This is a genomic window from Salmonella sp. HY31 (assembly GCF_042604575.1).
Taxonomy (GTDB): Bacteria; Pseudomonadota; Gammaproteobacteria; order Enterobacterales; family Enterobacteriaceae; genus Salmonella; species Salmonella diarizonae.
Window position 1 is genome coordinate 2180981 of the sequence record NZ_CP170479.1, and the last position, 26662, is coordinate 2207642.

Below are 26662 nucleotides of genomic sequence, written 5' to 3' on the forward strand. Positions count from 1 at the left end.
TACCTTAGACTTTCTCCACTGTATTATTTTCCTGACTTATATTTTCGAAGCATAACGGTGGAGTTAGTGATGCTGAAGCGTTTCTTTATTACAGGTACAGACACTTCTGTTGGGAAGACGGTGGTTTCCCGCGCATTACTACAAGCGTTAGCGTCGAGTGGTAAGAGCGTGGCAGGATATAAACCTGTCGCCAAAGGGAGCAAAGAGACCCCGGAAGGGATGCGCAACAAAGACGCTTTGGTATTGCAAAGCGTCTCTTCTCTGGAATTGCCGTATGAGGCGATTAATCCGATCGCGTTAAGCGAAGAGGAAAGCAGCGTAGCGCATAGCTGTCCTATTAATTACACCTTGCTGTCCAACGGGCTGGCAAGCCTGAGCGATAAAGTGGATCACGTTGTTGTGGAGGGCACTGGCGGCTGGCGTAGTCTGATGAATGATTTACGTCCGTTGTCCGAATGGGTGGTACAGGAACAATTACCGGTATTGATGGTGGTAGGGATTCAGGAGGGGTGCATTAATCACGCGCTACTGACTGCGCAAGCTGTCGCTAACGATGGACTGCCATTAATTGGCTGGGTGGCGAATCGCATTAATCCTGGCCTGGCGCATTATGCTGAAATTATTGATGTACTTGGAAAAAAACTGCCAGCGCCGCTGATTGGCGAGTTGCCATACCTGCCGCGCGCTGAGCAGCGTGAACTGGGGCAGTATATTCGTTTGTCAATGCTCGGCAGCGTGCTGGCGGTAGATAGAATCATGGCGTAACGTTCGCGAGAGTACTGACGCGACTACGCAGGCAATCAGCAGACCGGGGAGCAACTGATACTCGCCGGTCATTTCACAAATCATCAGGGTAGACATAATCGGCGCATGGGTTGTCGCCGCCAGTAGCGTCGCCATACCCGCCAGTCCCAATAAAATCACTATTTCATTCGAGCCTGGCAGCCAGAATCCCCATATCCGCCCTAAAAACATTCCAATTGATAATCCGACAAATAATGTTGGCGTAAAGACGCCGCCCGGCGCGCCAGAGCCGCTGCTGGCGAGCACAGCCAGAATTTTGCACGCAAAAATTCCGCCAATCAGAGAGAATAGCGGCGGGGAGAGCAGAAATGATTGTACGACGCTATAGCCGTTTCCCCATACCGTGGGCGTCAGTAACGACAGTATTCCGACAATAAGTCCGCCCAACGCCAGCTGCCAGGGCGGCGACAGTTTTAAGCGTAAAAAGCTATTATGGCTGGCCGTCATCAGCCACATCAGCAACGGGCCGCACAGACCGGCGACCAGGCCGGTACTGACTATCATGACGTACTCCCGCGCGTGGAGATCAACGTTCAGATGTACGGTATAGAGTAGTGAATCGCTACCGCTTAATACATGGGTGGTTAGCAGGGCGACGACGGCGGAAACGACAACCGGGCCGAGGGAAGCCAGCATTAAGGTACCGAACAGGATTTCTGCGATAAACAGGCTGCCCGCCAGCGGCGCATGGTAAGCGCCCGCCATGCCCGCAGCGGCGCCGCTGGCGATCCATAATTTCCATTCCTCGCGCGGCGTGAAGCGTCGGGCAAAGCCGGATGCCGCCAGCGCGGCGAGGAGGATCATTGCGCCTTCGCGACCAATTGCGCTGCCGCTGACCACGACCAGCAGCGAGGCCAGCGATTTCACCAGACTGGCGCCAACGTCAAATTGCCCGTCGGTTTGCAATGCTTCCATATAGTCAGTGGGCGCATGGGGACGCTGTTGGTTCATTTTTTGCCACCCCCACAGCAACAGACCAGCGGCCAGGCCGCCAAGCGCAGGCGTAATCAGCCGTCGCCAGGGCGAAAGCCCCTCAGCCGCATTCACCAGACTGCCAGTGTCATTACTCAGGAAAATCCACTCCAGCAATTGCATCGCATGACGGAAGGCGGCGACAGCCAGCGCCGCGAGAATACCGATGAGCATAGCGATCAGCAGGCGACGAAACATCGCGCGCAGATCCGGGTAAGCGTGTAAACGATGCATGAGCGGGTAAACAGGGAGTTTCAGGATAGCCTATTCTGCGGGGAAATGGCGTCAGACGCAAAAGCACTATGTGCGATATAATATTGCGTACAATAATGATATTGCCGGATAGCGAGACACCATCCGGCGGCGGCGTTAGCTGCTTTCGTGAATATTTAGCGCCCGACGCGTGCGGCCTGAGCTGAGATAATCGGCGATGTAATCCTGAGAGATTTCACCGTTATAGCGTCCGTCTTCATCAACGATCGGCATCCAGCTAGTATTACTTTCGTACAATCTGGACAGCACAATACGCAGGTTATCTTCCGCTTTGCCCGTAATACGGAAAGGATGGGTGATATCGGCGCAGGTTCCGCTGGCGTTCCGCGCTTCCCGGCGCTTCACAAATCCCAGTGGCTTACCGTCGTTGTCAATGACGGTAATCGCGCGAATATCGTGATCATCCATAATGCCGAACGCCTCGCTTAACGGCGTGGAAGTCCGCGCGGTAATGGTTGGCTGTTGGTCGGTAACATCGCCCGCGGAGACCAGTAGCAGACGCTTTAACGTTCTGTCCTGGCCGACAAACGACCCGACAAATTCGTTAGCCGGTTTGGCCAGCAGTTCATCAGGACTGGCGCACTGTACAATTCGCCCCTGACGGAACACGGCGATACGGTCGCCGAGCTTTAGCGCTTCGTCGATATCATGGCTGACCAGCATCACCGTCTTTTTTAGCTTACGCTGCATATCAAGAAACTGGTTCTGGATCACTTCGCGGTTAATTGGGTCCACAGCGCCGAAGGGCTCATCCATCAGCAGTACCGGCGGATCGGCGGCCAGAGCGCGGATCACGCCAATACGCTGTTGCTGTCCCCCGGACATTTCCTTTGGATAGCGATGCAGAAATTTTCTGGCATCCAGCGCCACCATGTCCATCAACTCTTCGGCGCGTTGCTTGCATCGCGCTTTGTCCCATCCCAACATGCGCGGCACAACGGTAATATTTTCTTCAATCGTCATATTAGGAAACAGGCCGATCTGTTGGATAACATACCCAATATTGCGGCGTAGCGTTACCGTATCCATATCGTTGGTATTCTCGCCGTTAATAAGAATATTACCGCTGCTGGGCGCGATCAGCCGGTTGATCATCTTTAACGTGGTGGTTTTGCCGCAGCCGGAGGGGCCGAGCAATACGCACATTTCGCCTTCCGGTACGTTCAGGTTGACGTTGTCGACGGCTTTTAGCGGCTGACCCTTTTTCTGTACAAATTGTTTGGTGAGATTTTCCAGTTTTATCATTATCGTATCCCCTTAGGTGTCAGTACGACTTGCAGACGATGCAACAGCCAGTCAAGCACAATCGCCAGTAGACAGATCATCAGCGCGCCGGCAATTAACATGCGAATATCGCTGCCGCTAATGCCGTTTAACAGTAGCAGCCCCAGACCGCCGGCGCCGATAACCGCGGCAATCGCCATCACGCCAATATTCATCACTACCGCGGTGCGGATACCGCCGAAAATAACCGGTAGGGCCATTGGAATTTCGACCCAGCGCAGCCGTTGCCAGAAAGTCATACCAATGCCGCGTCCCGCTTCACGCAGACCGGGCGGCAGACTATCAAGCGCAGTATGGGTATTACGGACAATCGGCAGTAAAGAGTAGAGAAAAACGGCCGTTACGGCGGGCAGAACGCCAATACCATGTCCGATCAGCGAAAAGAGCGGAATCATTAACCCAAACAGCGCGATAGACGGAATAGTAAGAAGTAGCGTGGCGGCGCCCAATACCGGCGTTGCCAGCCATTTGTGGCGTACAATCAAAACGCCTAACGGTACGCCGATGATAATCGCCAGACCGACGGCCAACGCGACTAGCCAGAGATGCTGAAAGGTAAGGCTGGCGAGGTAGCCGGCGTTATCCAGCATATAATGTATCGTATCCATAGGCGCTCCTTACAGTAGACCTTTGTCCTGCAAAAATTGATGGGCTACCTGTTGCGGCGTGCGATGATCGATATCGACCTGGGCGTTTAAGGTCGATATCACATCATTATTGAGCAGGCCAGAAAGGGTGTTTAAGGCATCATCAAGGCCAGGATTGGCTTCCAGCACTTCTTTACGCACCACCGGCGTGACAGCGTAACTTGGGAAGAAGCCTTTATCATCTTCCAGCACTTTCAGATCAAATCCTTTAACCCGTCCGTCGGTGGTATAGACCAGCCCGGCGTCAACCAGACCATCCCGGACGGCGTTATAGACCAGCCCCGGGTCCATCTGTCGTATTTGCGGGCGATCGAGCTGCATCTGATAGGCTTGCTGAAGGGGCTTCATCCCGTCGCTGCGCCCGGCAAATTCCAGATCGAGACCGAGCATCCAGTTGTGGTCAGGATCGTTCTGTCGGACCTGTTCGATTTTTGCCACCATTTGCGAGATGGTGGTGATATTTTCCGCCTCGGCGCGTTTGCGCTGCATCGCGAACGCGTAAGTATTATTCATGTCAGCCGGTTTGAGCCATACCAGACCCAGCTTCGCATCCAGATGTTTTACCGTGTCGTAGGTTTGTTGTGGGTTCATGCGCTTATCGATACGGTTGAAAATAATCAGCGATGTACCGGTGTATTCCCAGGTGATATCAATCTGTTTATTCACCATCGCATTACGTGAAATTACCGCGGCGATATTGGTCTGCGGCTGAACCTGAAAGCCTTTTTTCTGCAAATACTGCACGGTCATGGCCGAGAGAATATGCTGCTCGGTAAAGCTTTTAGTGGCGAGAACCAGCGGCGCGGCCTGCGTCTGGCTACTGAACAACAGCGTTGCGGCAAGCCATCCCAGCAGGTGTTTTTTGAATCTCATTTAACGCTCCTTATTGTTATTTATGCGTTCAGGCGGTATGAGGGCTAAGACGTCGCCCAAGCCAGGCAAGCAGGGTGTCAAGAACCAGCGCGAATAACGCCGTGGCCGTTGCGCCCAGAATCAACGTAGGAAAATCGTTGAGATAAATCCCCGGGAAAATCAGCTCGCCATAGCTGCTGGCACCGATCAGAAAGGCCAGCGGCGCGGTGCCGACATTGATGGCGGTCGCGATGCGAATACCGGACAGCATTACCGGCCACGCATTGGGTAGCTCTACCTGGCGAAGCCGCTGCCATTTTGTCATCCCAATCCCGTTCGCCGCTTCAATCAGTGAGGCGGGAACGGAGCAGAGACCCGCATAGGTATTGCGGACGATAGGCAGAAGTGAAGCCAAAAATAGCGCGACAATGGCGGGGGTATCGCCGATCCCGATAATCACCATCGCTAAGGCCAGGACGGCCAGTGGCGGCAACGTATTGCCGACATTAAAAATTTGCATGACATATTCAGCAAATCCTTTTGCCGCAGGACGGCTGAGTAAAATCCCGCTCGGGATGCCGACCAATAAAGCAAAAAACATGGACGTAAAGACCAGCATCAAATGTCGTTGCCCCAGATACAGCAGATCGACCTGACGCGCTTTCAGCGTCTCCAGACCGATTCCCCAGATAAACAGCGCCAGTAACAGCAAAATGACGATAGTGAACCCAAGTACGCGTTTTAGGGTGAAGGTGTGCATTGCGGTGTGTCTCCCTGTTTGCATGTGTTATGGCGACGTAAAGACGTCGCGTGTTGTTATGCCATGTTCCGGCAGGGTGCTTTGAGCTATAGCAACAGGTTGGGAAGGATTCCAGCGAGGCGTGATTTTTAACACTGTTAAACATCTATTAACAATTGTGTTTTGCCCTTACGCGGCTTAGCGTGACCATTCACGATAAAGAATTATCTTAAAAATAGAATGGCTATGTGACGTTGTCACTTATTGTAGGTGAAAATAGGCCGCAATGGGCGAAAAGGCAGGTAAAATCCTGCCTTTTGTGGGGATTAACGGAATAACGGTTTTACGGCGATGGGAATAATGAGTTGAGCTTGCCATTGCGCCAGAGTCAAACGCGCCAGTTGCCCCAACGCCTGATAAAACGGATGCCCGGCATGATCGATAAATACGTCCAAAAAGCGGGACGACCACGGAAACAGATGCCAGGCCAGGAGTTGTTCACATTCATGATGACGGCCATTCTCGGCAAGCCAGGCCGCCAGCAACAACAGCGACCCAAAATGATCTTCTGGCTCGTTTTGCTGCATTTCAAACTGAATCCCGTTTTCGCGCATCCACTGACGTAGCGCCAACGTAGAATCGCCAAATAATACGCTCTCACGATCCAGCCAGACGGAACCCCACGGCGGAGACGGCAGAGCGTAAGGGCCGATAAACAGGCGCTGCCAGGCTTGTGGCAACGACTCTTCGCTGTGGGTCTTAAACATAGCCGCCACAGGCGCAAGCGTATCGGCATCAAGCGGCCACTGCGCCTGCCAGTCGTCGGTTAATAGCGCCTGAACCAGAGGAGCGGTTTCGTGGCTTTCCGGCGAATAATAAAACAACGCGCCAAGAACACGCGCCGTTACTGCAAAATCATCACGTTGTAAAAAAGTGGTCATTCAAACAATCCCGAAAGGTGCGGGTCGCCCCGCACGCATAAATTAACCTGCGACGGCCATACCTACGGTCATATGCAGGCCATAAAAAAGTCCGCGGCCAATAATTTCGCCCGCCAGCATCAGCACGACACCGAGCAGCAAACCAACAGTATGCGGTTCGCGGCGACGGATTAGCGGACATAGCCAGCAGCCTAATCCGGCAGCAAGCAAGACAATGCGCCAGACCTGTAGCATACCGTAATCCGGTACGAGATGGCTGGCCTGTTGCACGGAACTGTGAAGGGTTGAGAGGGACAGTCCCTGTAGGACGATGACCGTCACGCACACCACCAACGCCAGGCCGCTAATACTGGCAAACGTCACGCTGCAAAATGGGACGCGCGCGATGCGTAGCAGTAGCGCCGCAAACACAGGGCCACACAGGAATGCCGTGAGGAAAAAGGCCAGCGTGGTGTAGCCATTATACCAGGTCGGCACGGTATCTATCTGATAAACGAGCGTCATTGCCCAGATGAATGCAACGCCGAGCGCCATACTGACCAGCAGCCACACTTTACCCAGAGCCGGGGGCATTTTACCGAGTACCGCCACCAGCCACCAGATGCCGCCTACGGCAAAGAACACCGATCCTGCGGCGATTTCATTACTCAGTGCGGAAGCGCCTACGCGGTTAAGCGAGTTAAACGCGCGCATCGGCGAGCCAAGATGCATAATCGACGCGAGGAACCCCAGTCCCATCACCAGCCACAGAAAAAACATACTACGCACGATACGTTGTTTTGCCACATCGTCTTTGGTGGTTAACCAGCCATACCCACTCACGATCAGCGCCCCGGCCACACATTGACCCAGCACCGTAAACAGGACCAGCGGCCATTCATGCCATCCACTTCCCATCTTATACCTCCTTCGGATTGGCCAGATAACCGATGGTGTCTCCGGTCGGGCGGCTGTTGGCGTTGGGTTTAATCACAATATTCGGCTTCGTGAAATGCACGCGCGGCAGCGGCGCGACGGCGGCCAGCTCACCGTGTTTTTTACGCAGTTCGTCTATCGGGCCGAAATCCAGCGCCTGCAGCGGGCAGGATTCCACGCAAATCGGTTTCTTGCCTTCCGCCACCCGGTCATAACAGCCGTCGCACTTGGTCATATGACCTTTGGCCGTGTTGTACTGCGGCGCGCCGTACGGGCAGGCCATGTGGCAGTAGCGGCAGCCGATACAGACCTCTTCGTTCACCACCACAAAACCGTCATCGCGCTTGTGCATCGCGCCGCTCGGGCAGACTTTGGTACAGGCCGGGTCTTCGCAGTGGTTGCACGAAATGGAGAGATAATAGGCAAAGACGTTCTGGTGCCAGACGCCGTTATCCTCCTGCCAGTCGCCGCCCGCATACTCATAAATGCGGCGGAAGCTGACATCCGGCGTCAAATCTTTGTAGTCCTTGCAGGCCAGTTCGCAGGTTTTGCAACCGGTGCAACGGCTGGAATCAATAAAAAATCCATACTGGGTTGTCATCGGTTACTCCTTACGCCTTTTCAACCTGAACAAGATTACTGTGCGACGGATTGCCTTTCGCCAACGGGGAAGGTCGGTGCGAGGTCAGAATGTTAATGGAGCCGCTGCGATCGATTTTGTCGCCAAACATGTCGGCATTTAACCAGGCGCCCTGGCCGATAGCGGTGACGCCAGGCAATATGCGCGGCGTGACTTTTGCCGGAATGAGCATCTGTCCGTTCTGGTTAAAGACCCGCACGGTGTCGCCGTGCTGAATGCCGCGCACTTGCGCATCAATCGGGTTGATCCAGATCTCCTGCGGACATGCCTGTTGCAGGACGTCGATATTGCCGTAGCTGGAGTGGGTACGCGCTTTATAGTGGAAGCCGGTTAGCTGTAGCGGGTAGCGCTGACGAAGCGGATCGTCCCAACCGTCAAAGCCTGGCGTATAGGCGGGTAAAGGATGGATAATCTCATCTTTCTTCAGCTCCCACGTGTCGGCGAGGGTTGCCAGCCGCTCGGAATAGATTTCGATTTTACCGGACGGCGTTTTCAGTGGATTTGCGGCAGGGTCTTCGCGGAATGAGCGGAAAGCGACGTAGTGCTCCTCCGGGCATTTTTTCTTGAAAATCCCTGTCTGTTTCATCTCTTCGTAATCCGGCATTTCCGGATTACGCGCTTTGGTTTTTGCGTGCAGGTATTTGACCCACTCATGCTGCGTGCGGCCTTCTGTGAAGGTCTGGTATACGTCCGGACCAAGCCGTTTAGCCACTTCACTGAGCGTCCAGTAAATGGGCTTTCTTTCAAATTTCGGCGAGGTGGCGGGCTGACCAAGAATGACATATCCCATATTGCCTGCGGATTCGTGGGAAATCAGATCTTCCTGCTCGGTCGGCATTAAATCAGGCAGCAGAATGTCGCAATATTTTGCCGATGCGGTCATAAAGTGCTCAATGCCGACGATCATTTCACATTTACTGTCGTCCTGAAGCACCTCGTGGGTGTGGGCGATATCGCCGTGCTGGTTGATCAGCGTATTACTGGCGTAGCACCATAAAAATTTAATCGGCACGTCGAGCTTGTCTTTTCCGCGCACGCCGTCGCGTGTGGCGGTCATTTCCGCGCCATGATCGATAGCGTCGGTCCAGGTAAAGACCGAAATCTGGGTTTTTACCGGGTTCTCCAGCATAGAAAACCATTCGACGCCCAGATCCCAGGTGCCTTCGCGCACGCCGGAATTACCGCCATTTATGCCGACGTTACCGGTGAGTACAGACAACATGGCGATTGCGCGTGCGGTCTGTTCGCCGTTAGAGTGGCGTTGAGGTCCCCAGTCTTGGCAAATATAAGCCGGTTTCGCCGAGCCGATTTCCCGCGCCAGTTGAATGATTTTTTCCGCCGGAATACTGGTAATCTGCGCGGCCCATTGCGGCGTTTTCGCGATACCGTCTTCGCCCTGACCCAAAATATAGGCTTTATAGTGTGCGTTACGCGGGGCTGAGGCGGGCAGAGTGGTTTCGTCGTAGCCGATGCAGTATTTATCCAGAAACGGTTTATCAATAAGATCTTCGGTAATCAGCACCCAGCCGATTGCCGCCGCCAGCGCGCCATCGGTACCAGGGCGAATCGGCAGCCACTCGTCTTCGCGACCGGCGGCAGTGTCGTTATAACGCGGGTCGATCACGATCATCCGGGCGCTGGAGCGCTCGCGCGCCTGTTCGACATAGTATGTCACGCCGCCGCCGCTCATACGTGTTTCAGCGGGGTTATTGCCAAACATCACCACCAGTTTTGTATTGGCGATATCATCCGGACTGTTGCCGTCATTGCCACCGAACATATAGCTCATGGCCGCGCTGATTTGGGCGGTGCTGTAGCTACCGTAACGGCTGAGATAGCCGCCGCAGGCGTTCATCAGGCGATACGGTACGTTAGAATTGGTAATATTGCCGCCGTCCACACCGGTACCGTAAAGCACATGTATCGCTTCGTTGCCGTAGTCCTTGAGGATACGTTTCAGGTTATCGCCGATGGTATCCAACGCTTCATCCCAACTGATACGTTCGAATTTGCCTTCTCCACGTTTACCAACGCGTTTCATCGGATATTTCAGGCGATCGGGATGATTCATCCGGCGACGAATAGAACGACCGCGCAGGCAGGCGCGTACCTGATGGTTGCCATATTCATCGTTGCCCGTGGTATCCGACTCAACCCAATATACGGTGTCATCTTTTACGTGCAGGCGCAGCAGGCAGCGGCTGCCGCAGTTAACGGTACATGAACTCCAGACCGCTTTTTCTGCAACGTTGCCGGATGCGAGGCCTGCTGCGGCGTGGGCGATGCGGGAGAACGGAAGGGTGAAAGCGCTACTGGCAAGCGCAAGGCTACTGATGGCGGAGGTTTTCACCAGGCTTCGTCGGCTGATACTGGCCGCCATTAATGCCTCAGGGGTGGTGATTTTCATAACAGCTCACTATGCTCATCCAAAAAAAGAGTTTTAAATGTTGTTGTGTTCGCAAAACGGGGAGCTCCGGGAGCGCAAAAACGCCCCGGAGCAGGCGGCTTAGATTTTTTCGATTTCCACCAGATTTGTATGTTGAGGATTCCCTTTTGCCAGGGGGGAAGGACGCTGCGTCGTGAGCGTATTGATGCAGGCGCCGTGGTCAATTTTATCGCCAGTCATATCCGCATTATGCCATGCGCCCTGGCCCATCGCGCTGACGCCCGGCAGAATACGTGGCGTGACTTTGGCGGATAGACGTACCTCTCCACGATCGTTAAAGACGCGAACCCTATCGCCATTCGCGATGCCGCGTTTTTGCGCATCAAGCGGATTTATCCACACTTCCTGGCGACAGGCGGCCTGCAAAACATCAATATTGCCGTAGCTTGAATGGGTACGGGATTTATAGTGAAAGCCAAACAGCTGTAGCGGGAAGGTGCTCCGTTTTGGATCGTCCCATCCTTCAAAGGTGGGGGTATAAATCGGCAGAGGGCTTATCACATCACCTTCCGCCAGCTCCCAGGTACTGGCGATGTGAGCGAGTTTGCTGGAGTAGATTTCGATTTTACCGGACGGTGTTTTTAACGGATTGGCCTGCGGATCTTCACGAAATTTTTTATAGGCGACAAAATGGCCGTTGGGATCTTTGCGTTTATAGATGCCCATTTTTTTCAGCTCGTCATAAGCGGGTAATGCCGGGTCTCTTGCCTGCATTTTGGCGTACAGATATTGCAGCCACTGCGCCTGTGTACGGTCTTCGGTAAAGCGCTGATACACATCGTCGCCGAGACGTCTGGCGATTTCGCTGAGTACCCAGTAGATGGGCTTGCGCTCGAACTTAGGCGTCGTCGCCGGTTGGATAAAAATCAGATATCCCATATTACCGGCGTAATCATTGGGGATGATATCTTCCTGTTCGACGGTCATTAGATCCGGCAGCAGAATATCGGCGTACTTCGCGGAAGAGGTCATAAAGTTGTCGATGACCACAATCATTTCGCATTTCGCTTCATCCTGAAGAATTTCATGGGTTTTATTAATATCCGAATGCTGATTAGTCAGGGTGTTGCCAGCGTAGTTCCATAGAAATTTGATCGGGACATCCAGCTTATCTTTGCCGCGTACGCCGTCGCGCAGGGCGGTCATTTCCGGGCCACGCGCAATGGCGTCTGTCCAGCTAAAGCAGGAGATGGCGGTTTTAACGGGGTTGTCCAGGACAGGCAGACGTTCAATAGTAATGGTGTAAGTGGATTCGCGTGCGCCGCTATTACCGCCATGAATACCGACGTTGCCGGTTAGAATCGGCAACATGGCGATAGCGCGAGCGGTTTGTTCGCCGTTCGCCTGACGCTGCGGCCCCCAACCCTGACAGATGTAGGCCGGCTTAACGCTGCCTATCTCGCGCGCCAGTTTGATAATCCGATCGGCGGGGATGCCGGTAATATGTGATGCCCACTGCGGCGTTTTGGCGATGCCGTCCTCACCATGGCCCAAAATATAAGCCTTATAATGGCCATTTGGAGGCGCGTCAGCCGGAAGGGTCTTTTCATCGTAGCCGATACAATAGTTGTCGAGAAAAGGCTGGTCGACGAGATTTTCGTTAATCAACACCCAGGCAATTCCCGCCACCAGCGCGGCGTCGGTACCAGGGCGAATCGGTATCCACTCGTCTTCACGTCCGGCGGCGGTATCGGTATAGCGCGGATCTATCACGATCATGCGCGCATTTGAGCGTTCACGCGCTTGCTCCAGAAACCAGGTAATACCGCCGCCGCTCATGCGAGTTTCAGCGGGATTATTGCCGAACATGACCACCAGTTTACTGTTTTCGATATCAGACGTGCTGTTGCCGTCGTTGGAGCCATAGGTGTAGGGCATGGCGCAAGAAATTTGCGCGGTACTGTATGAGCCGTATTGATTCAACGAACCGCCGTAGCAGTTCATTAAACGCTTCACCGGCGAGGCGGCAGGTGACGAGCGGGTTATGTTGCCGCCTACGATGCCGGATGAATAGTGGATATAGACAGCTTCATTGCCATAGGTCTCCACCGTTTTTTTCAACCTGGCGCTAATGGTGTCCAACGCTTCCTGCCAGCTAATGCGTTCAAATTTACCTTCGCCACGGCGACCAACGCGTTTCATGGGATAGTTAAGGCGATCCGGATGATTAATACGCCGACGGATTGAACGGCCCCGCAGACAGGCGCGAACCTGATGATTGCCGTAAACATCGTCGCCAGTGTTATCAGTTTCAACCCACCAGACTTCATTATCTTTTACGTGCAGACGCAAGGCGCAGCGACTGCCGCAGTTGACAGAACAGGCGCCCCAGACGATTTTATCTTTTTCATCGCGCACTGCTTGCTGTACTGCTGCGGCCGCGGTACGCATCCCAAACGGCAAAGATACGCCTCCGGCAGCCAGCGCCAGTGAGCCAAGCGCCGCTGATTTCACTAACGTCCTGCGGCTAACGCCTGTTTGTTGCTTTTCTCCGGGCATCACTCACTCCATTATCGTTTCGCTATATATTGATATCTATAGCGAAATTATTATCATGCTAATTATATAATGAGTTTACCCCTTTGGGAGTAAGGGTTATTAATCCATGTCAAAGAGCATTACCCTCCGGACCCGGAGGGTAGGAGGATTTTATTGCGGTTCGGCGGATGAACCGTCCTGAGCGGGTGGGGTATTGGCTGGCGCATTGCCGCTGTTGGTGCGGGTATAAAGGATTTTATGCGTGTCGTTCGCGCAATGACCCACCACCTGTGAATCCGGCTGATCGGCCTGGTCGTTAGGAACAATAGTGAGCGTAAAATTATCCGCCGGTACGCCGTTATTGATGATACGTTGTTCAATATCACTTTTTACTCTCTCGCACGATCCCGGTGCCGCCATCACCAGCGAGGGGGCGCTAATTAACGCCAGAGCGGCTATTGCAGTTGCGATTTTCATCATGAACTCCTGTGATTAATGACGATGTTCTAAGCTTAGCATTTTTCGTGTAAATAACTGTATTTACTAATATGATTGATAAATATCGTTTCATCCTGGTGACACGCGTGAAGAAACCCATTTTACTGACGTTATTGTTCATGATGCCAGCAGGTTGAGATAACCCGAAATCCTCTGGGTCTTATACGCCGGAAATGGCCCGTTTTTCGAATGAATTTGATTTTGATCCAACGTGGTCCGGTAAAGGATTTCAGCCAGACGTTGATGAATGAGAACGGCGAGGTGGCGAAGCAGGTCACCGGTACGCTTTCACAGGACGGCTGTTTTGATACGCTTGAGTTACACGAGCTGGAGAATAATTCTCTTGATTGCGTTATGATTCCCAGCCCAGTCAGTCTGACTGGCAACATAACCTAAACAGGAGAATACCATGAGCACTTCGTTGTTCAGTAACACCCCGACGGTCACGGTCCTCGACAACCGCGGACTGACCGTGCGCGACAACGCGTATTACCGCCACCCCGACTCCCCGCATGTGACCAGTGAGCGCATCACCCGCCATCAGTACGACGCCCGCGGCTTTCTGACGCAGAGCGCCGACCCGCGCCTGAATGAGGCCGGGCTGGTAAACTTCAGTTTCCTCACGGACCTGGCCGGCAACGTCCTGCGCACGCACGGGGTGGATAACGGCATCACTGTGGCGCTGAACGACGCCGCAGGCCGGCCGTTTATGACCGTCAGTAATATCGGCACTGCTGACGACGGCACGGAAGACGCCAGTCAGGCAATGACCCGCACCTGGCAGTATGAAGGTGTCTCCCTGCCGGGCCGCCCGGTGGGCATTACGGAGCAGGTCTCCGGCGAAGCCGCGCGTATCACGGAGCGCTTCGTCTGGGCCGGCAACTCTCCTGAGGAGAAGGCGCTGAATCTGGCGGGCCAGTGTGTCAGCCATTACGACACCGCAGGCCTGATGCAGACTGACAGCGTGGCCCTGACCGGCGTACCGCTCTCCGTCACCCGCCGTCTGCTGAAGGATGCGGACAACCCCGATATCGTGGCCGACTGGCAGGGTACGGATGCCTCCGTCCGGAACACGCTGCCCGGTGACGGGGGGGTCACCACCCTGACCACCACTGACGCCACCGGGGCGGTGCTGACCACGACGGATGCACAGGGTAACAGGCAGCGGGTGGCATACGATGTGGCAGGCCTGCTCCCGGGCAGATGGCTGACGCTGAAGGATGGTACGGAACAGGTTATCGTGAAGTCCCTGACGTATTCCGCCGCCGGGCAGAAGCTGCGCGGGGAGCACGGCAACGGCGTGGTGACCACGTACGAATACGAGCCACAGACGCAGCGCCTGGTCGGGATTAAAACGGAACGTCCGGCCGGCCACGCCGCAGGCGCAAAGGTACTGCAGGACCTGCGCTACGAGTACGACCCGGTGGGCAACGTGCTGAAAATCAGCAACGACGCGGAAGAGACCCGCTTCTGGCGCAACCAGAAAGTGGTGCCGGAGAACAGGTATACCTGTGACAGCCTGTACCGGCTGGTCAGCGCCACCGGGCGCGAAATGGCAAACGCCGGTCGGCAGGGCTGTAATCTCCCCTCAGCCACCATTCCCCTTCCCGCAGACAGTTCCGCATACACAAACTACACCCGTACCTATACCTACGACAGCGCCGGAAATCTGACGCAGATAAGCCACAGCGCCCCGGCCACGGGCAACAATTACACCACGGACATCACGGTGAGCGACCGCAGCAACCGGGGCGTGCTGAGCACGCTGACGGAAAATCCGTCAGGGGTGGATGCGCTGTTCACTGCGGGGGGACAACAGAAGCAGCTCCAGCCGGGGCAGAACCTGGTCTGGACGCCGCGCAACGAGCTGCTGAAGGTGACGCCGGTGGTGCGTGACGGCAGTACGGATGACCGGGAGAGCTACCGGTATGACGGTGGCAGCCAGCGATGCCTGAAGGTGAGTGTGCAGAACACCGGCAGCAGCACGCAGACGCAGCGTACGCTGTACCTGCCCGGGCTGGAGCTGCGGACCACAGTCAGCGGCGGTAAGGAAACGGAGAGTCTGGAGGTAATCACGGTGGGCGAGGCAGGATGTGCGCAGGTGCGGGTACTGCACTGGACAGCAGGCAGGCCGGCGGAACTCACCGGCGACCAGACCAGATACAGCTATGACAACCTGACCGGGAGCAGCGGTCTGGAGCTGGACGGCGACGGGAATATCATCAGCATGGAAGAGTATTATCCGTACGGCGGTACGGCCGTTCTGACGGCGCGCAGCCAGACCGGGGCGGATTACAAAACCGTGCGTTACTCGGGCAAGGAGCGTGACGCGACGGGGCTGTATTACTACGGATACCGTTATTACCAGCCGTGGGCGGGACGCTGGCTGGGCGCAGACCCGGCGGGGACGGCGGACGGGCTGAACCTGTTCAGGATGGTACGGAATAATCCCGTCACGTTGATTGACAGCAATGGGTTGATCAGTACTGGTCGGGAAGCCCGAAAATTAGTGGGCGAAGCATTTGTTCACCCTTTGCATATGCCTGTCTTTGAACGAATTTCTTTAGAGGAAAATCTTTCAATGAGCGTAAGGGAGGCGGGCATTTATACTATTTCAGCACTCGGTGAAGGTGCGGCAGCAAAAGGCCATAATATTCTTGAGAAGACTATTAAACCTGGTTCACTAAAGGCTATCTATAGTGATAACGCTGAATCTATTCTTGGTCAGGCAAAACGTAGCGGTTTCGTTGGCCGAGTAGGTCAGTGGGATGCATCTGGCGTACGGGGAATTTATGCACACAACAGACTGGGTGGTGAGGATTTGGCTTATCCAGTCAGCCTGGAAAATACTTTTGCTAATGAACTTGTTAATGCATGGATAAAATTTAAAATCATCACGCCCTATACCGGTGATTATGACATGCACGATATTATTAAATTCTCTCATGGGAAAGGGCATGTCCCCATGGCGGAAAGTAATGAGGAAAGAGGAGTAAAGGATTTAATTAATAAAGGTATTGCGAAAGTCGATCCTTCCAGACCCTTTGAGTATACAGCGATGAACGTTATTCGCCATGGTCCTCAGGTAAACTTTGTTCCCTATATGTGGGAACATGAGCACGATAAAGTTGTAAAGGATAATGGTTATCTGGGAGTGGTAGCTCGTCCGGGGCCATTCCCTGTGGCAATGGTACATCAGGGCGAATGGACTGTTTTTGACAATAGTAAGGAACTGTTTAATTTTTATAAATCTACAAACACCCCTCTTCCTGAACACTGGTCCCAGGATTTTGTTGATAGAGGGAAAGGAATGGTTGCAACTCCCCGACACGCTGAACTTCTTGATAAACGGCGAAACATGCATTAATCATAACGACTTTATGCCTTATTAAGGTAAACCCAAAGCAGGCAACCCGGTGAGACAGTTTTTCTGTCTCACCGAGTGCTTTTGTCTCATATAAAACGCTATCTGTGACGGCAAAACCCTCCGCGGCCCCCCGTAAAAAGCTGGATTATACGGCAGTAAGCTGGGTGGATGATCGGCAGGCCGGCAACGTCAGACAGAGCAGCGAATATGATGCCAACGCTAATCCCGTTGACTGCCGGCTTGTTATCGTCGATGAGAGCGTTAAGCCGACAGTGTCCCACCATCACACAATTAAAAACCGTATCGATTACTATTAAACTGGGTGTTGTGCGACTCTCCGTGACTACCGCGCCGCGTTTATTGCGCGGTGGGTTTCAGGAGCGTAGTACCGGACGTTTTATGTTCATCCAGATACTGCTGCTGGAAGATACACATGCGGATGGTGTTACGGTATTCGCCGTTAATAAAGAACTCATGTATCAGCTCACCCTCTACTCTAAACCCGAGTTTACGGTAGATGTGAATAGCCTTTTCATTCTCTTTATCGACGATCAAATACAATTTATAGAGATTGAGTACGGTAAATCCGTAATCCATCGCCAGTTTGGCCGCGCGTGACGCCAGACCTTTCCCCTGGTACTCCGGCGAAATAATAATCTGAAATTCAGCCCGACGATGCACATGGTTAATTTCAACCAATTCCACCAGCCCGGCGTTTTTGCCGTCGCATTCGACGACAAAGCGCCGCTCGCTTTGATCGTGGATGTGTTTGTCATAGAGATCCGACAGTTCGACAAAAGCCTCATACGGCTCTTCAAACCAGTACCGCATGACGCTGGCATTGTTATCAAGCTGGTGGACAAATCGTAAATCTTCCCGCTCAAGCGGGCGCAGTCTAACGTTGTAGTCGCTTGTCATACTGTATCCTTACACTTCTTTTTCGTTATCCTGCATCAGGGCGTAATAACGCGACCTGTACGACGATCCAGACACCGCAGAGTATTGGGTTCCCAATAGGCGTTGATGTTGGCGCTCTGCTCGCATTTATCGCGGCTATCAAAGGCGGCATCGGCTTTGTCCCACTCTTTTTCTGCGCGGGTATTCACTTTCTGACGCAGACTGCGAGTGTCGTTCCATTGTTCCTTTTCCATCGCCGCTTCCTGACGACTTTGTGCGCTATCTCCCGATTCAATCACCAGTTTACTGGTTTCAGCGAATGCGGAAGTGGTATACACAACGGCAGCCAGCGTAAGCATTGCCGTCAGGCACAGGCGTTTGCTCAGCGTATTGTTCATCACAATATCCTTTCATAAGAGGGGAAAAAAGCGGTAAAACACCTTTAAATTCTACACCAATCCTTATGCCTGGCATATACACAAGAATGACGGGATAACCGTGTAGCGATATTCTGTCGTATTATCACTTATCTTTTCGTAATCAAATGAATCTCATGCTAAAGACGACGCTGCTTTTCTTTGTCACCGCGCTCTGTGAAATCATAGGGTGTTTTCTTCCCTGGCTATGGATTAAGCGCGGCGCCAGCGTGTGGTGGCTTCTGCCCGCCGCGGCATCACTCGCGTTATTTGTCTGGCTTTTGACCTTGCATCCGGCTGCGAGTGGGCGGGTTTATGCGGCTTACGGTGGGGTATATGTCTGTACTGCGCTCCTTTGGCTACGCGTTGTCGATGGCGTCCGGCTCACGGTTTATGACTGGTGCGGCGCGCTGATCGCGCTGTGCGGCATGCTGATTATCGTCGTCGGATGGGGACGTACTTAACGTTGCCGTGCGACCAGAACATTTTGTGATCTGGTATCGCTTTTTTGATAAACATACTTGTATGGTAGTAGCTTGGTTGGGTAAATTTTCTGCATCCCATAATGCGATGTAAGGAATAAAAATGAAGATTGTAGGGGCTGAAGTCTTTGTTACGTGTCCTGGACGTAACTTCGTCACTTTAAAGATAACCACAGAAGACGGGATCACCGGTCTGGGGGATGCCACCCTGAACGGACGCGAGCTCTCGGTGGCCTCGTACCTTACCGATCACCTGTGCCCGCAACTGATTGGACGGGATGCTCACCGCATCGAAGATATCTGGCAATTCTTCTACAAAGGCGCGTACTGGCGTCGCGGGCCTGTCACCATGTCAGCCATCTCCGCCGTGGACATGGCGCTATGGGATATTAAAGCCAAAGCCGCCAATATGCCGCTGTACCAGTTGCTTGGCGGCGCCTCTCGTGAAGGCGTTATGGTGTATTGCCATACTACAGGCCACACCATCGATGATGTGCTGGAAGATTATGCGCGTCATAAAGAGCTGGGATTTAAAGCTATCCGCGTGCAGTGCGGCGTTCCGGGGATGAAAACTACCTACGGTATGGCGAAAAGCAAGGGGCTGGCTTATGAGCCTGCGACAAAAGGGCAATGGCCGGAAGAGCAACTGTGGTCAACGGAAAAGTATCTCGATTTTACGCCAAAGCTGTTTGACGCCGTGCGTAATACGTTTGGTTTTAATGAACATCTTCTGCACGATATGCACCATCGGCTGACACCCATTGAGGCTGCCCGCTTTGGCAAACGTATTGAAGACTATCGTTTGTTCTGGATGGAAGATCCGACGCCGGCTGAAAACCAGGCGTGCTTCCGCCTGATCCGCCAGCATACGGTCACGCCGATTGCCGTAGGCGAAGTCTTTAACAGTATCTGGGATTGCAAACAGCTCATTGAAGAGCAATTAATTGACTATATCCGCACCACGATTACCCATGCCGGTGGCATTACCGGGATGCGCCGTATCGCCGATTTCGCCTCGCTCTATCAGGTGCGTACCGGTTCGCACGGGCCGTCCGATCTGTCGCCGGTTTGCATGGCCGCTGCATTACATTTTGATTTGTGGGTGCCCAACTTCGGCGTGCAGGAGTTTATGGGCTACTCCGAGCCGATGCTGGAGGTCTTCCCGCATAACTGGACGTTCGAAGGGGGCTATATGCATCCGGGCGACAAGCCAGGGTTGGGTATTGAGTTCGATGAAAAACTGGCGGGGAAATATCCCTACGATCCAGCCTGTTTGCCGGTGGCCCGCCTGGAAGACGGCACGTTATGGAGCTGGTAATTATATCATCGACCTGAAATAAATTTTATATTAACGAGAGAAATAATATGGACTTCATTACCGATCGTTTCATGATCGATAGTGAAGTCGGTGTTCGGTTATATAAAGAAGTTGCCGCAAAATTACCGATCATCGACTATCACTGTCATCTTGACGCAAAAGAAATTTACGAAAATAAAAAATTCGATAATATCACCCAATTATGGCTAGCGGGCGATCACTATAAATGGCGCGCTATGCGCGCGAACGGTATTGCCGAGCGCTATATTACCGGAGACGCTACGCCAGAAGAGAAATTTAAAGCTTATGCTGAAACGGTTGAAGCGGCATTTGGTAATCCGCTTTATCACTGGACACATTTAGAATTAAATAAATATTTCTCCTGTAACGAAATGCTGGACAGTGATAACTGGCAAGAGATAATGAATCATTGTAATCAGCTTATTGGTGGAGAAGATTTTAAACCCCGTAGCCTGATTACGCGCTCCAACGTTGAAGTCATTTGTACTACCGATGCGCCGCTGGATACGCTGGAATATCATCGCCTGCTGCAACAGGGCCCGACCTTTACCACACGGGTGCTGCCGACCTTTCGCCCTGACGATATTTTTGCCGAAGGACAGGTGCTTGCTACCTTTATTGATAGGCTGGCGCAGGTGACGGGGCGTGATATTCATACCTACGCCGACTTTACCGCCGCGATGGCCGAACGTATTGATTTCTTCCACGAAGTAGGCTGCCGTATCTCCGACCACGGCCCGGTAGCCGTTGAGTATCAACCTGCCGATGCGCTGACTGTTGCATCGCTGTTTGCTCAGAAGCGGCGCGGTGGCGAGCTCACCGACGGCGAGACGGCACAGCTTAACAGCGCCATGTTTGTCATGCTGGGGCGGGAGTACAAAAAACGCGGCTGGGCAATGCAAATTCACTTCGGCGCGCTCCGCAACAATAACAGAAAAATGTGTGAACAGTTGGGAATCAATACCGGCTTTGATTCCATCACCGACCAGAACAATCTGGCGGCGGGCCTTAACCGTTTGCTGGATGCGATGCTGCAGAGCAACGGGTTGCCTAAAACCATCCTCTATAACCTGAATGGTAGTTATAACGACATTGTCGCCACGACAATTGCTAATTTCCAGTCCGGCGAGGACGGCGTGAAGTCGCCTATGCAGTTTGGTTCCGGTTGGTGGTTTAACGATACTCGCCGTGGTATGGAAAAGCAGTTAAATAGTCTGGCCGATCAGGGGTTATTAATGCACTTCGTCGGTATGCTGACGGATTCACGCAGCCTGGTTTCTTATCCGCGTCATGATTATTTCCGCCGCATCCTTTGTAATTTGATTGGTGGCTGGGTTGAGCGTGGTGAAATCCCTGATAATAAGCGGATCTTGACACGGATGGTTAAAAATATATGTCACGATAATGCAGTTAATTATTTCAGATTCTAACGTCCTTCCTTAAATGAGGGTAGAACATGTCTCGTACTAATAAAAAAATAACCATTCCGGTCAGTATTGGCTATGGCTTAACAGATATCATGGGGGGCGGCGCGTTTACCGTCATTGGTGCCTGGCTTTTATTCTTTTACACCACCTTCGTCGGTTTGTCACCAGTCGAAGCAGCATCCATTGTCGCCATCGCCCGTATTGTGGATGCGGTCGTCAGCCTGTTTATGGGCAGCTTTACTGACCATTTCTATAAAAACCCGTTGGGCAAACGCTTTGGTCGCCGCCGCTTCTTCTTATTAGCCGGTGCGCCGCTGATGCTGGTGTATATCCTGCTGTGGGTCACAGGCATGAGCTTCTGGTTCTATCTGGCTGTCTATCTGGCTTTCGAAGTGATTGCCGCGATGGTGCTCATTCCATGGGAAACGCTGCCGTCAGAAATGACTAAGGACTTTAACTCTCGTACTAAATTATCAACCTGTCGTATGTTCCTGTCGGCATCCGGGACTTTCCTGGCGACCTTTATTCCGGGCCTGTTAATCAGCTATTTTGGTGAACACGATCCGCATGCGTACTTTATTAATGGCGTCGTCTTTGCAGTGCTGTTTATGTTCTGCGTGTTTATTTCCTGGAAGGTGACTTGGGAGCGCGAACTGACGCCGGAGATGCTCGTCGAGCTGGAAAACACTCGTCAACCCACGTCCTTTATGGCGAAGGTTGTGGCGACCGGGAAACTGTTTAAAGAGTACTACTCCACTCTGAAGGTGCGCGCGTTCCGTAAACATCTGGCGATTTATCTGTTCTCCTTTACCGCGAAAGATGTTTATAACACCGTTTTCGTTTTCTTTTGTGTTTACTGCCTGAACGTGCCGTCTTCGCTTTCAGGAACCCTGCTGTCGATGAGCATTGTCGGCCTGCCGGTCACGCTGTTAGCCGGTGTCGCGATCATTAAATTTGGTCCGTCGCGTCTGTATGTATTTGCTTATACCCTGATGATATTGTGTCTGGCCGGATTGTTTATGGTTTACCACTTCCCGACCGACAATAACGTCACCATTCTGCTGGTACTGGCTGCGCTGTACCAGGTGGGGCGTTGTGTTCTGGAGTTCACGCCGTGGAATGTGTTCCCGTTCATTCCGGACATTGATGAAATGATCACCCGCCAGCGTCGTGAAGGGCTGTTCGCGGCGGTGATGACTTTCTCACGCAAAACGACGGTGGCGATTGCAACCTTTATCGTGGGCGTTATGTTGCAGGAAGGCGGATTTGTGAAGGGGAGCCAGATCCAGCCGGAGAGCGCCGTAAACACCATCGCAATCCTGCTGTTTGTTGGTACTGCTGGGCTGCTGCTGATTGCACTGTGGCAGGCGGTAACATTTCACCTCAACAAGCGTACTCACAAGGTTTTTGTCGACGAGGTCGATCGTCTGAAAGCGCACGGTTCAAAACAGGACGTCACCCCGGAGACGCGCCGTGTGGTGGAAGACCTGACCGGTTACGCTTATGAAAATCTGTGGAATGAACCGCAAAAAGCGGAATCCAGGCTTTATCGACCGGCACAAGTGAACTAACAACCTGACGTGACGGCATAAACAACGGTCGCCGACTTTTGTTTATGCTGTTACACAGCCTGAAAATAATGTCACACCAATTTTGCATATATTAATGCAAATCAGAATCTTTCGTGTTGAACTCGTTAATCAGGTATGGCAATCACCATTCTCTACAGTGAGTCAAAAGATGCAGAATAAACTATTAACCGCTAAGGCAACTCTCCCGACCTACGATCGCAGCACATTGGTGCCGCGCATTGTCCATCTCGGTTTTGGTGCGTTTCATCGCGCGCATCAGGGCGTTTATACAGATATTCTGGCCGCGGAGCATCATAGCGACTGGGGCTATTATGAGGTTAACCTTATTGGCGGCGAACAGCAGATTGCCGATCTAAAGCAGCAGGATAACCTCTATACCGTGGCGGAGATGTCGGCTGATGCCTGGACGGCGCGTGTGGTGGGCGTCGTCAAAGCGGCGTTGCATGTACAGGTTGATGGCCTGGAACGTGTGCTGGCGGCGATGTGTGAACCGCAGATAGCGATTGTGTCTTTGACCATTACCGAGAAAGGGTATTGTCATTCGCCAGCCACGGGCCAGCTTCTGCTGGAGCATCCCATGATTGCCGCCGACCTGCGAAATCCGCATCAACCGGTAACGGCGCCGGGTATTATTGTCGAAGCGTTAGCGCGTCGTAAAGCTGCAGGCTTACCGGCATTTACCGTGATGTCCTGCGATAACATGCCGGAAAACGGGCAAGTGACGCGTCATGTGGTGACGGCTTACGCCAGGGCGGTGGATGAGGAACTGGCGATATGGATCGAGCAAAATGTGACATTTCCGTCAACGATGGTTGACCGGATTGTCCCTGCGGTCACGCCGGAGACGCTGGATAAAATGGCGCATTTGACCGGTGTGCGCGATCCGGCGGGCGTTGCCTGCGAACCGTTTCGTCAGTGGGTGATAGAAGATACGTTTGTGGCCGGTCGTCCGCGATGGGAGAGTGCGGGCGCGACGCTGGTCGCCGACGTGATTCCGTTTGAAGAGATGAAACTGCGAATGCTTAACGGCAGTCATTCTTTCCTGGCTTATCTGGGGTATCTTGCCGGCTATCTGCATATTAATGATTGTATGGCTGACGATAACTATCGTTTGACCGCGCAGGCGTTAATGTTACGCGAGCAGGTGCCAACGCTGAAAGTCCAGGGGGTAGATTTACAGCGTTATGCCGATCAGTTGATTGCGCGTTACCGTAATCCGGCGCTGCGTCATCGTACCTGGCAGATAGCGATGGATGGCAGCCAGAAACTTCCGCAGCGTATGCTGGACTCCGTTCGCTGGCATCTTGCTAATCATAGCGATTTTGATTTGCTGGCGCTGGGCGTGGCGGGGTGGATGCGTTACGTTGGCGGCGTGGATGAGCAGGGCAAGGCGATCGACGTCAGCGATCCGCTATTGCCGGTTATTCAGCGTGCCGTGGCAAACAGTGAAGAAGGCGCAAGTCGTGTTGAGGCGCTGCTGGGAATGGCAGAAATTTTCGGCAACGATTTACCGCAGGCGGCGCGGTTTACGCAAAAAGTGCAAGAAGCCTATGACAGGTTACTGACATATGGAGCGAAAGCGAGCGTGGCGAAATATGCCGAACGGTTGAAATAGCGCAACAGGTACCCGGTAGCATTATGCTACCGGGAAAGCCGGGGCGGATCTTAGCGGCCAGTGGTATCAGTTCATGCCAAGACGAATCAGTTCGACTGGCGCGAATTTACCTTCACAGCCTTCGACAATCACCGTTTTGCCGCGGCGAATTTGTCCAGCATCCAGACCTTCGCTCTCAATGGCTTTGATAATCCCGGTATGGCCCGTGCCGCTTATCATGACCCGGCTACCGGTAGTGATTGCGTTACGGTTACGATCGTATGTCATCATGGTGTTTTCTCCTTTCAAACTTACTGCCAAAGCCCGTGGGTTTCCCCACATGACGGGCGACATATAAATACGCTTATCGTTGCGGATTTTTTTTGTTTTTGATCAAGCTCACGGCTTTTTAAGCAGGAATGTGCAGGGTGAGAGAGCGGAGAAGGAGTCTCACCCCGAAGTTAAAGGGGGGTTAGTCTTCGCTAAACCAGGCGCTGTTTTCCTGACGGATAAGCTGGACGGATTCGCTAATTTCCTGCAAATGCAGAGTCATTGCGCTCTCAACCGCATTGCCGTCGCGTTTTTCCAGCGCGGAGAAAATATCATGGTGCTGGCGCAACAACATCTCCGGCGGAGAAACATGATCCAGACTCATATAGCGAACCCGGTCAATCGTGGCTTTGATATTTTCAATGGTATCCCACGCTAACTGGCAATCGGCGATCTGCGCCAGCTTTTGGTGGAAATCGTCATCAAGCTGGAAAAAATCATCAATCTGTTTGTGCTCGATGGCAATGTGTTGCAGGTGCAGGTTTTGCGCCAGTTGATAGCACTGGTTGTCGGTGATCATCGACGCCGCACGGCGGACCACCGCGCATTCGATAGCTTGCCGTACAAAGCAGCCATTCTGTACCTGAGAAAGCGAAATCTTATTCACATAACTACCGCGCTGAGGGCGGATCTGAATCAACCCATTCTCCGCCAGCTTTATAAAAGCCTCGCGTACCGGCTGACGCGAAACGTTAAAACGGGTTGAGACCTCTTTTTCTGATAGCGGCGTGCCAGGCGGGATCAGACAATGCACGATATCACGTCGAAGAATACGGTAAATTTGCTGGTTGACAGGCTGTGTAGGGGTAAGCTGCGTTTCAACGGTCATTCATTCTTACTTTTTTAGGCGGTTGACCCGGATACTCTATCACTTTTCCGTTGTGGTCCATACCGATCATGTTTCTGGTTGCAGATACGTTTGCCATGGATTACCCGGCCTGTAGACCGGGTATAACCCCTTAGCTACGGTGGACGCTGAGTCCTGCGAAGGATTGGGTAACGGGCATCATTTCAACGGTATTAATATTCACATGCGCGGGGAGTGTGGCCACCCACCATACCGCTTCGGTAATATCTTCCGGCGTGAGGGCGGTGGTATTTTCGTAGGTTTTACCCGCTTTTTCATCGTCGCCTTTGAAACGCACGCTGGAAAACTCGGTACCGCCAACCAGACCCGGTTCAATGTCGGTCACGCGAACCGCCGTACCGTGTAAGTCCGTGCGCAAATTCAGGCTAAACTGACGCACAAAGGCTTTCGTCGCGCCATAGACGTTGCCACCGGCATAAGGCCAACTACCGGCGGTCGAACCGATGTTAATGATATGACCGCGGTTACGCTCGACCATTCCCGGCAGCACGGCGCGGGTCATATAAATTAAGCCTTTATTATTGGTATCGATCATAGTTTCCCAGTCTTCCACGCTGGCCTTATGCGCCGGTTCAAGACCCAACGCCAGGCCGGCGTTATTGACCAGCACATCAATATCGCGCCACTGCGCGGGCAGAGAGGCCATCATCTCTTCAATGGCCGCGCGGTTGCGCACGTCCAGTTGGGCGGTCAATACGTTATCGCCAAGCTCATCTTTTAGCGCTTGCAGGCGTTCATGACGACGTCCCGTGGCAATGACTTTATGTCCATTTTCAACAAAACGGCGTGCAATGCACTCGCCAAACCCTGCGGTTGCTCCAGTTACTAAAACGATCATCACACTGTTCCTCAACGCTTTTT

General features: G+C 53.0%; 23 protein-coding genes and 2 pseudogenes. 9 read left to right on the forward strand and 16 right to left on the reverse strand.

Annotated features, from left to right (window positions below; translation table 11 throughout):
* Window positions 1-69 precede the first annotated feature (69 nt).
* Entirely contained in the window at window positions 70-765 is a 696-nt protein-coding gene (gene bioD, locus ACE15A_RS10320; RefSeq protein ID WP_023249047.1) for a dethiobiotin synthase, read from the forward strand.
* Here bioD and clcB read toward each other — a convergent pair.
* The 11 genes from clcB to ACE15A_RS10375 all read right to left on the reverse strand — a co-directional run bounded on the left by clcB (window position 721) and on the right by ACE15A_RS10375 (window position 13471).
* On the reverse strand, window positions 721-2010 hold the full coding sequence (gene clcB / locus ACE15A_RS10325; RefSeq protein ID WP_064055874.1) for a voltage-gated ClC-type chloride channel ClcB: 1290 nt from the start codon (window positions 2008-2010) through the stop codon (window positions 721-723). The genes bioD and clcB overlap by 45 nt on opposite strands.
* A gap of 135 nt (window positions 2011-2145) precedes the next feature.
* A complete protein-coding gene (gene osmV / locus ACE15A_RS10330; protein ID WP_053508039.1) occupies window positions 2146-3294 on the reverse strand; it encodes an osmoprotectant ABC transporter ATP-binding protein OsmV in 1149 nt (382 codons plus the stop codon).
* On the reverse strand, window positions 3294-3941 hold the full coding sequence (osmW, locus tag ACE15A_RS10335; protein WP_000379677.1) for an osmoprotectant ABC transporter permease OsmW: 648 nt from the start codon (window positions 3939-3941) through the stop codon (window positions 3294-3296). Before osmW ends, osmV begins: the two co-directional genes overlap by 1 nt.
* A gap of 9 nt (window positions 3942-3950) precedes the next feature.
* Complete coding sequence (osmX, locus tag ACE15A_RS10340; protein ID WP_023249043.1) at window positions 3951-4853, reverse strand: osmoprotectant ABC transporter substrate-binding protein OsmX; 903 nt, start codon at window positions 4851-4853, stop codon at window positions 3951-3953.
* 28 nt (window positions 4854-4881) lie between these two features.
* The gene (osmY, locus tag ACE15A_RS10345) at window positions 4882-5592 is read right to left on the reverse strand and encodes an osmoprotectant ABC transporter permease OsmY (protein WP_023249042.1); all 711 of its coding nucleotides are present in this window, start codon (window positions 5590-5592) and stop codon (window positions 4882-4884) included.
* 305 nt (window positions 5593-5897) lie between these two features.
* Entirely contained in the window at window positions 5898-6512 is a 615-nt protein-coding gene (dmsD, locus tag ACE15A_RS10350) for a Tat proofreading chaperone DmsD (RefSeq protein ID WP_023249041.1), read from the reverse strand.
* 42 nt (window positions 6513-6554) lie between these two features.
* Window positions 6555-7409, reverse strand: a complete 855-nt coding sequence (locus ACE15A_RS10355) for a dimethyl sulfoxide reductase anchor subunit family protein (RefSeq protein ID WP_023249040.1) — start codon at window positions 7407-7409, stop codon at window positions 6555-6557.
* A 1-nt stretch (window position 7410) separates the two neighbouring features.
* Window positions 7411-8028, reverse strand: a complete 618-nt coding sequence (gene dmsB / locus ACE15A_RS10360) for a dimethylsulfoxide reductase iron-sulfur subunit DmsB (protein WP_080153646.1) — start codon at window positions 8026-8028, stop codon at window positions 7411-7413.
* 10 nt (window positions 8029-8038) lie between these two features.
* Window positions 8039-10474 (reverse strand): selenate/tellurate reductase subunit YnfF, encoded by a 2436-nt coding sequence (gene ynfF / locus ACE15A_RS10365; RefSeq protein WP_064055778.1) that lies wholly within the window; start codon window positions 10472-10474, stop codon window positions 8039-8041.
* A gap of 99 nt (window positions 10475-10573) precedes the next feature.
* Entirely contained in the window at window positions 10574-13012 is a 2439-nt protein-coding gene (gene ynfE, locus ACE15A_RS10370) for a selenate/tellurate reductase subunit YnfE (RefSeq protein ID WP_023249037.1), read from the reverse strand.
* Between the two features lie 150 nt (window positions 13013-13162).
* Window positions 13163-13471, reverse strand: a complete 309-nt coding sequence (locus tag ACE15A_RS10375) for a DUF1161 domain-containing protein (RefSeq protein ID WP_077918492.1) — start codon at window positions 13469-13471, stop codon at window positions 13163-13165.
* A gap of 104 nt (window positions 13472-13575) precedes the next feature.
* On the opposite strand from ACE15A_RS10375, the pseudogene ACE15A_RS10380 reads away from it, so the two are divergent.
* The 3 genes and pseudogenes from ACE15A_RS10380 to ACE15A_RS10390 all read left to right on the forward strand — a co-directional run.
* Window positions 13576-13831: pseudogene (locus ACE15A_RS10380) on the forward strand (YnfC family lipoprotein); the annotation flags it as partial.
* Window positions 13832-13898: 67 nt separating this feature from the next.
* On the forward strand, window positions 13899-16856 hold the full coding sequence (locus ACE15A_RS10385; RefSeq protein WP_129382418.1) for an RHS repeat domain-containing protein: 2958 nt from the start codon (window positions 13899-13901) through the stop codon (window positions 16854-16856).
* 86 nt (window positions 16857-16942) lie between these two features.
* Window positions 16943-17173: pseudogene (locus ACE15A_RS10390) on the forward strand (YnfC family lipoprotein); the annotation flags it as partial.
* 40 nt (window positions 17174-17213) lie between these two features.
* Here the strand turns inward: ACE15A_RS10390 and speG are convergent.
* Complete coding sequence (speG, locus tag ACE15A_RS10395) at window positions 17214-17774, reverse strand: spermidine N1-acetyltransferase (protein WP_023248391.1); 561 nt, start codon at window positions 17772-17774, stop codon at window positions 17214-17216.
* Window positions 17775-17809: 35 nt separating this feature from the next.
* Window positions 17810-18151, reverse strand: a complete 342-nt coding sequence (locus tag ACE15A_RS10400; protein ID WP_023248390.1) for a DUF1283 family protein — start codon at window positions 18149-18151, stop codon at window positions 17810-17812.
* A gap of 155 nt (window positions 18152-18306) precedes the next feature.
* Here ACE15A_RS10400 and ACE15A_RS10405 point away from each other — a divergent pair, with 155 nt between their 5' ends.
* The 5 genes from ACE15A_RS10405 to ACE15A_RS10425 all read left to right on the forward strand — a co-directional run bounded on the left by ACE15A_RS10405 (window position 18307) and on the right by ACE15A_RS10425 (window position 24624).
* Window positions 18307-18633, forward strand: coding sequence for a YnfA family protein (locus ACE15A_RS10405; RefSeq protein WP_000921382.1), 327 nt, complete (start codon window positions 18307-18309; stop codon window positions 18631-18633).
* A 121-nt stretch (window positions 18634-18754) separates the two neighbouring features.
* Window positions 18755-19969, forward strand: coding sequence for a starvation-sensing protein RspA (gene rspA / locus ACE15A_RS10410; protein ID WP_053510179.1), 1215 nt, complete (start codon window positions 18755-18757; stop codon window positions 19967-19969).
* Between the two features lie 47 nt (window positions 19970-20016).
* A complete protein-coding gene (uxaC, locus tag ACE15A_RS10415) occupies window positions 20017-21420 on the forward strand; it encodes a glucuronate isomerase (protein WP_053510176.1) in 1404 nt (467 codons plus the stop codon).
* A gap of 26 nt (window positions 21421-21446) precedes the next feature.
* Complete coding sequence (locus ACE15A_RS10420; protein WP_023248387.1) at window positions 21447-22988, forward strand: MFS transporter; 1542 nt, start codon at window positions 21447-21449, stop codon at window positions 22986-22988.
* 169 nt (window positions 22989-23157) lie between these two features.
* On the forward strand, window positions 23158-24624 hold the full coding sequence (locus ACE15A_RS10425) for a mannitol dehydrogenase family protein (protein WP_023248386.1): 1467 nt from the start codon (window positions 23158-23160) through the stop codon (window positions 24622-24624).
* Between the two features lie 66 nt (window positions 24625-24690).
* Here the strand turns inward: ACE15A_RS10425 and ydfZ are convergent, their stop codons facing one another.
* From ydfZ to ydfG, 3 genes are all read right to left on the reverse strand, one after another.
* Complete coding sequence (gene ydfZ / locus ACE15A_RS10430; protein WP_000989267.1) at window positions 24691-24894, reverse strand: putative selenium delivery protein YdfZ; 204 nt, start codon at window positions 24892-24894, stop codon at window positions 24691-24693.
* Between the two features lie 181 nt (window positions 24895-25075).
* The gene (locus ACE15A_RS10435) at window positions 25076-25762 is read right to left on the reverse strand and encodes a GntR family transcriptional regulator (protein ID WP_023248385.1); all 687 of its coding nucleotides are present in this window, start codon (window positions 25760-25762) and stop codon (window positions 25076-25078) included.
* Window positions 25763-25892: 130 nt separating this feature from the next.
* Entirely contained in the window at window positions 25893-26639 is a 747-nt protein-coding gene (gene ydfG, locus ACE15A_RS10440; RefSeq protein WP_023248384.1) for a bifunctional NADP-dependent 3-hydroxy acid dehydrogenase/3-hydroxypropionate dehydrogenase YdfG, read from the reverse strand.
* Window positions 26640-26662: the final 23 nt, after the last annotated feature.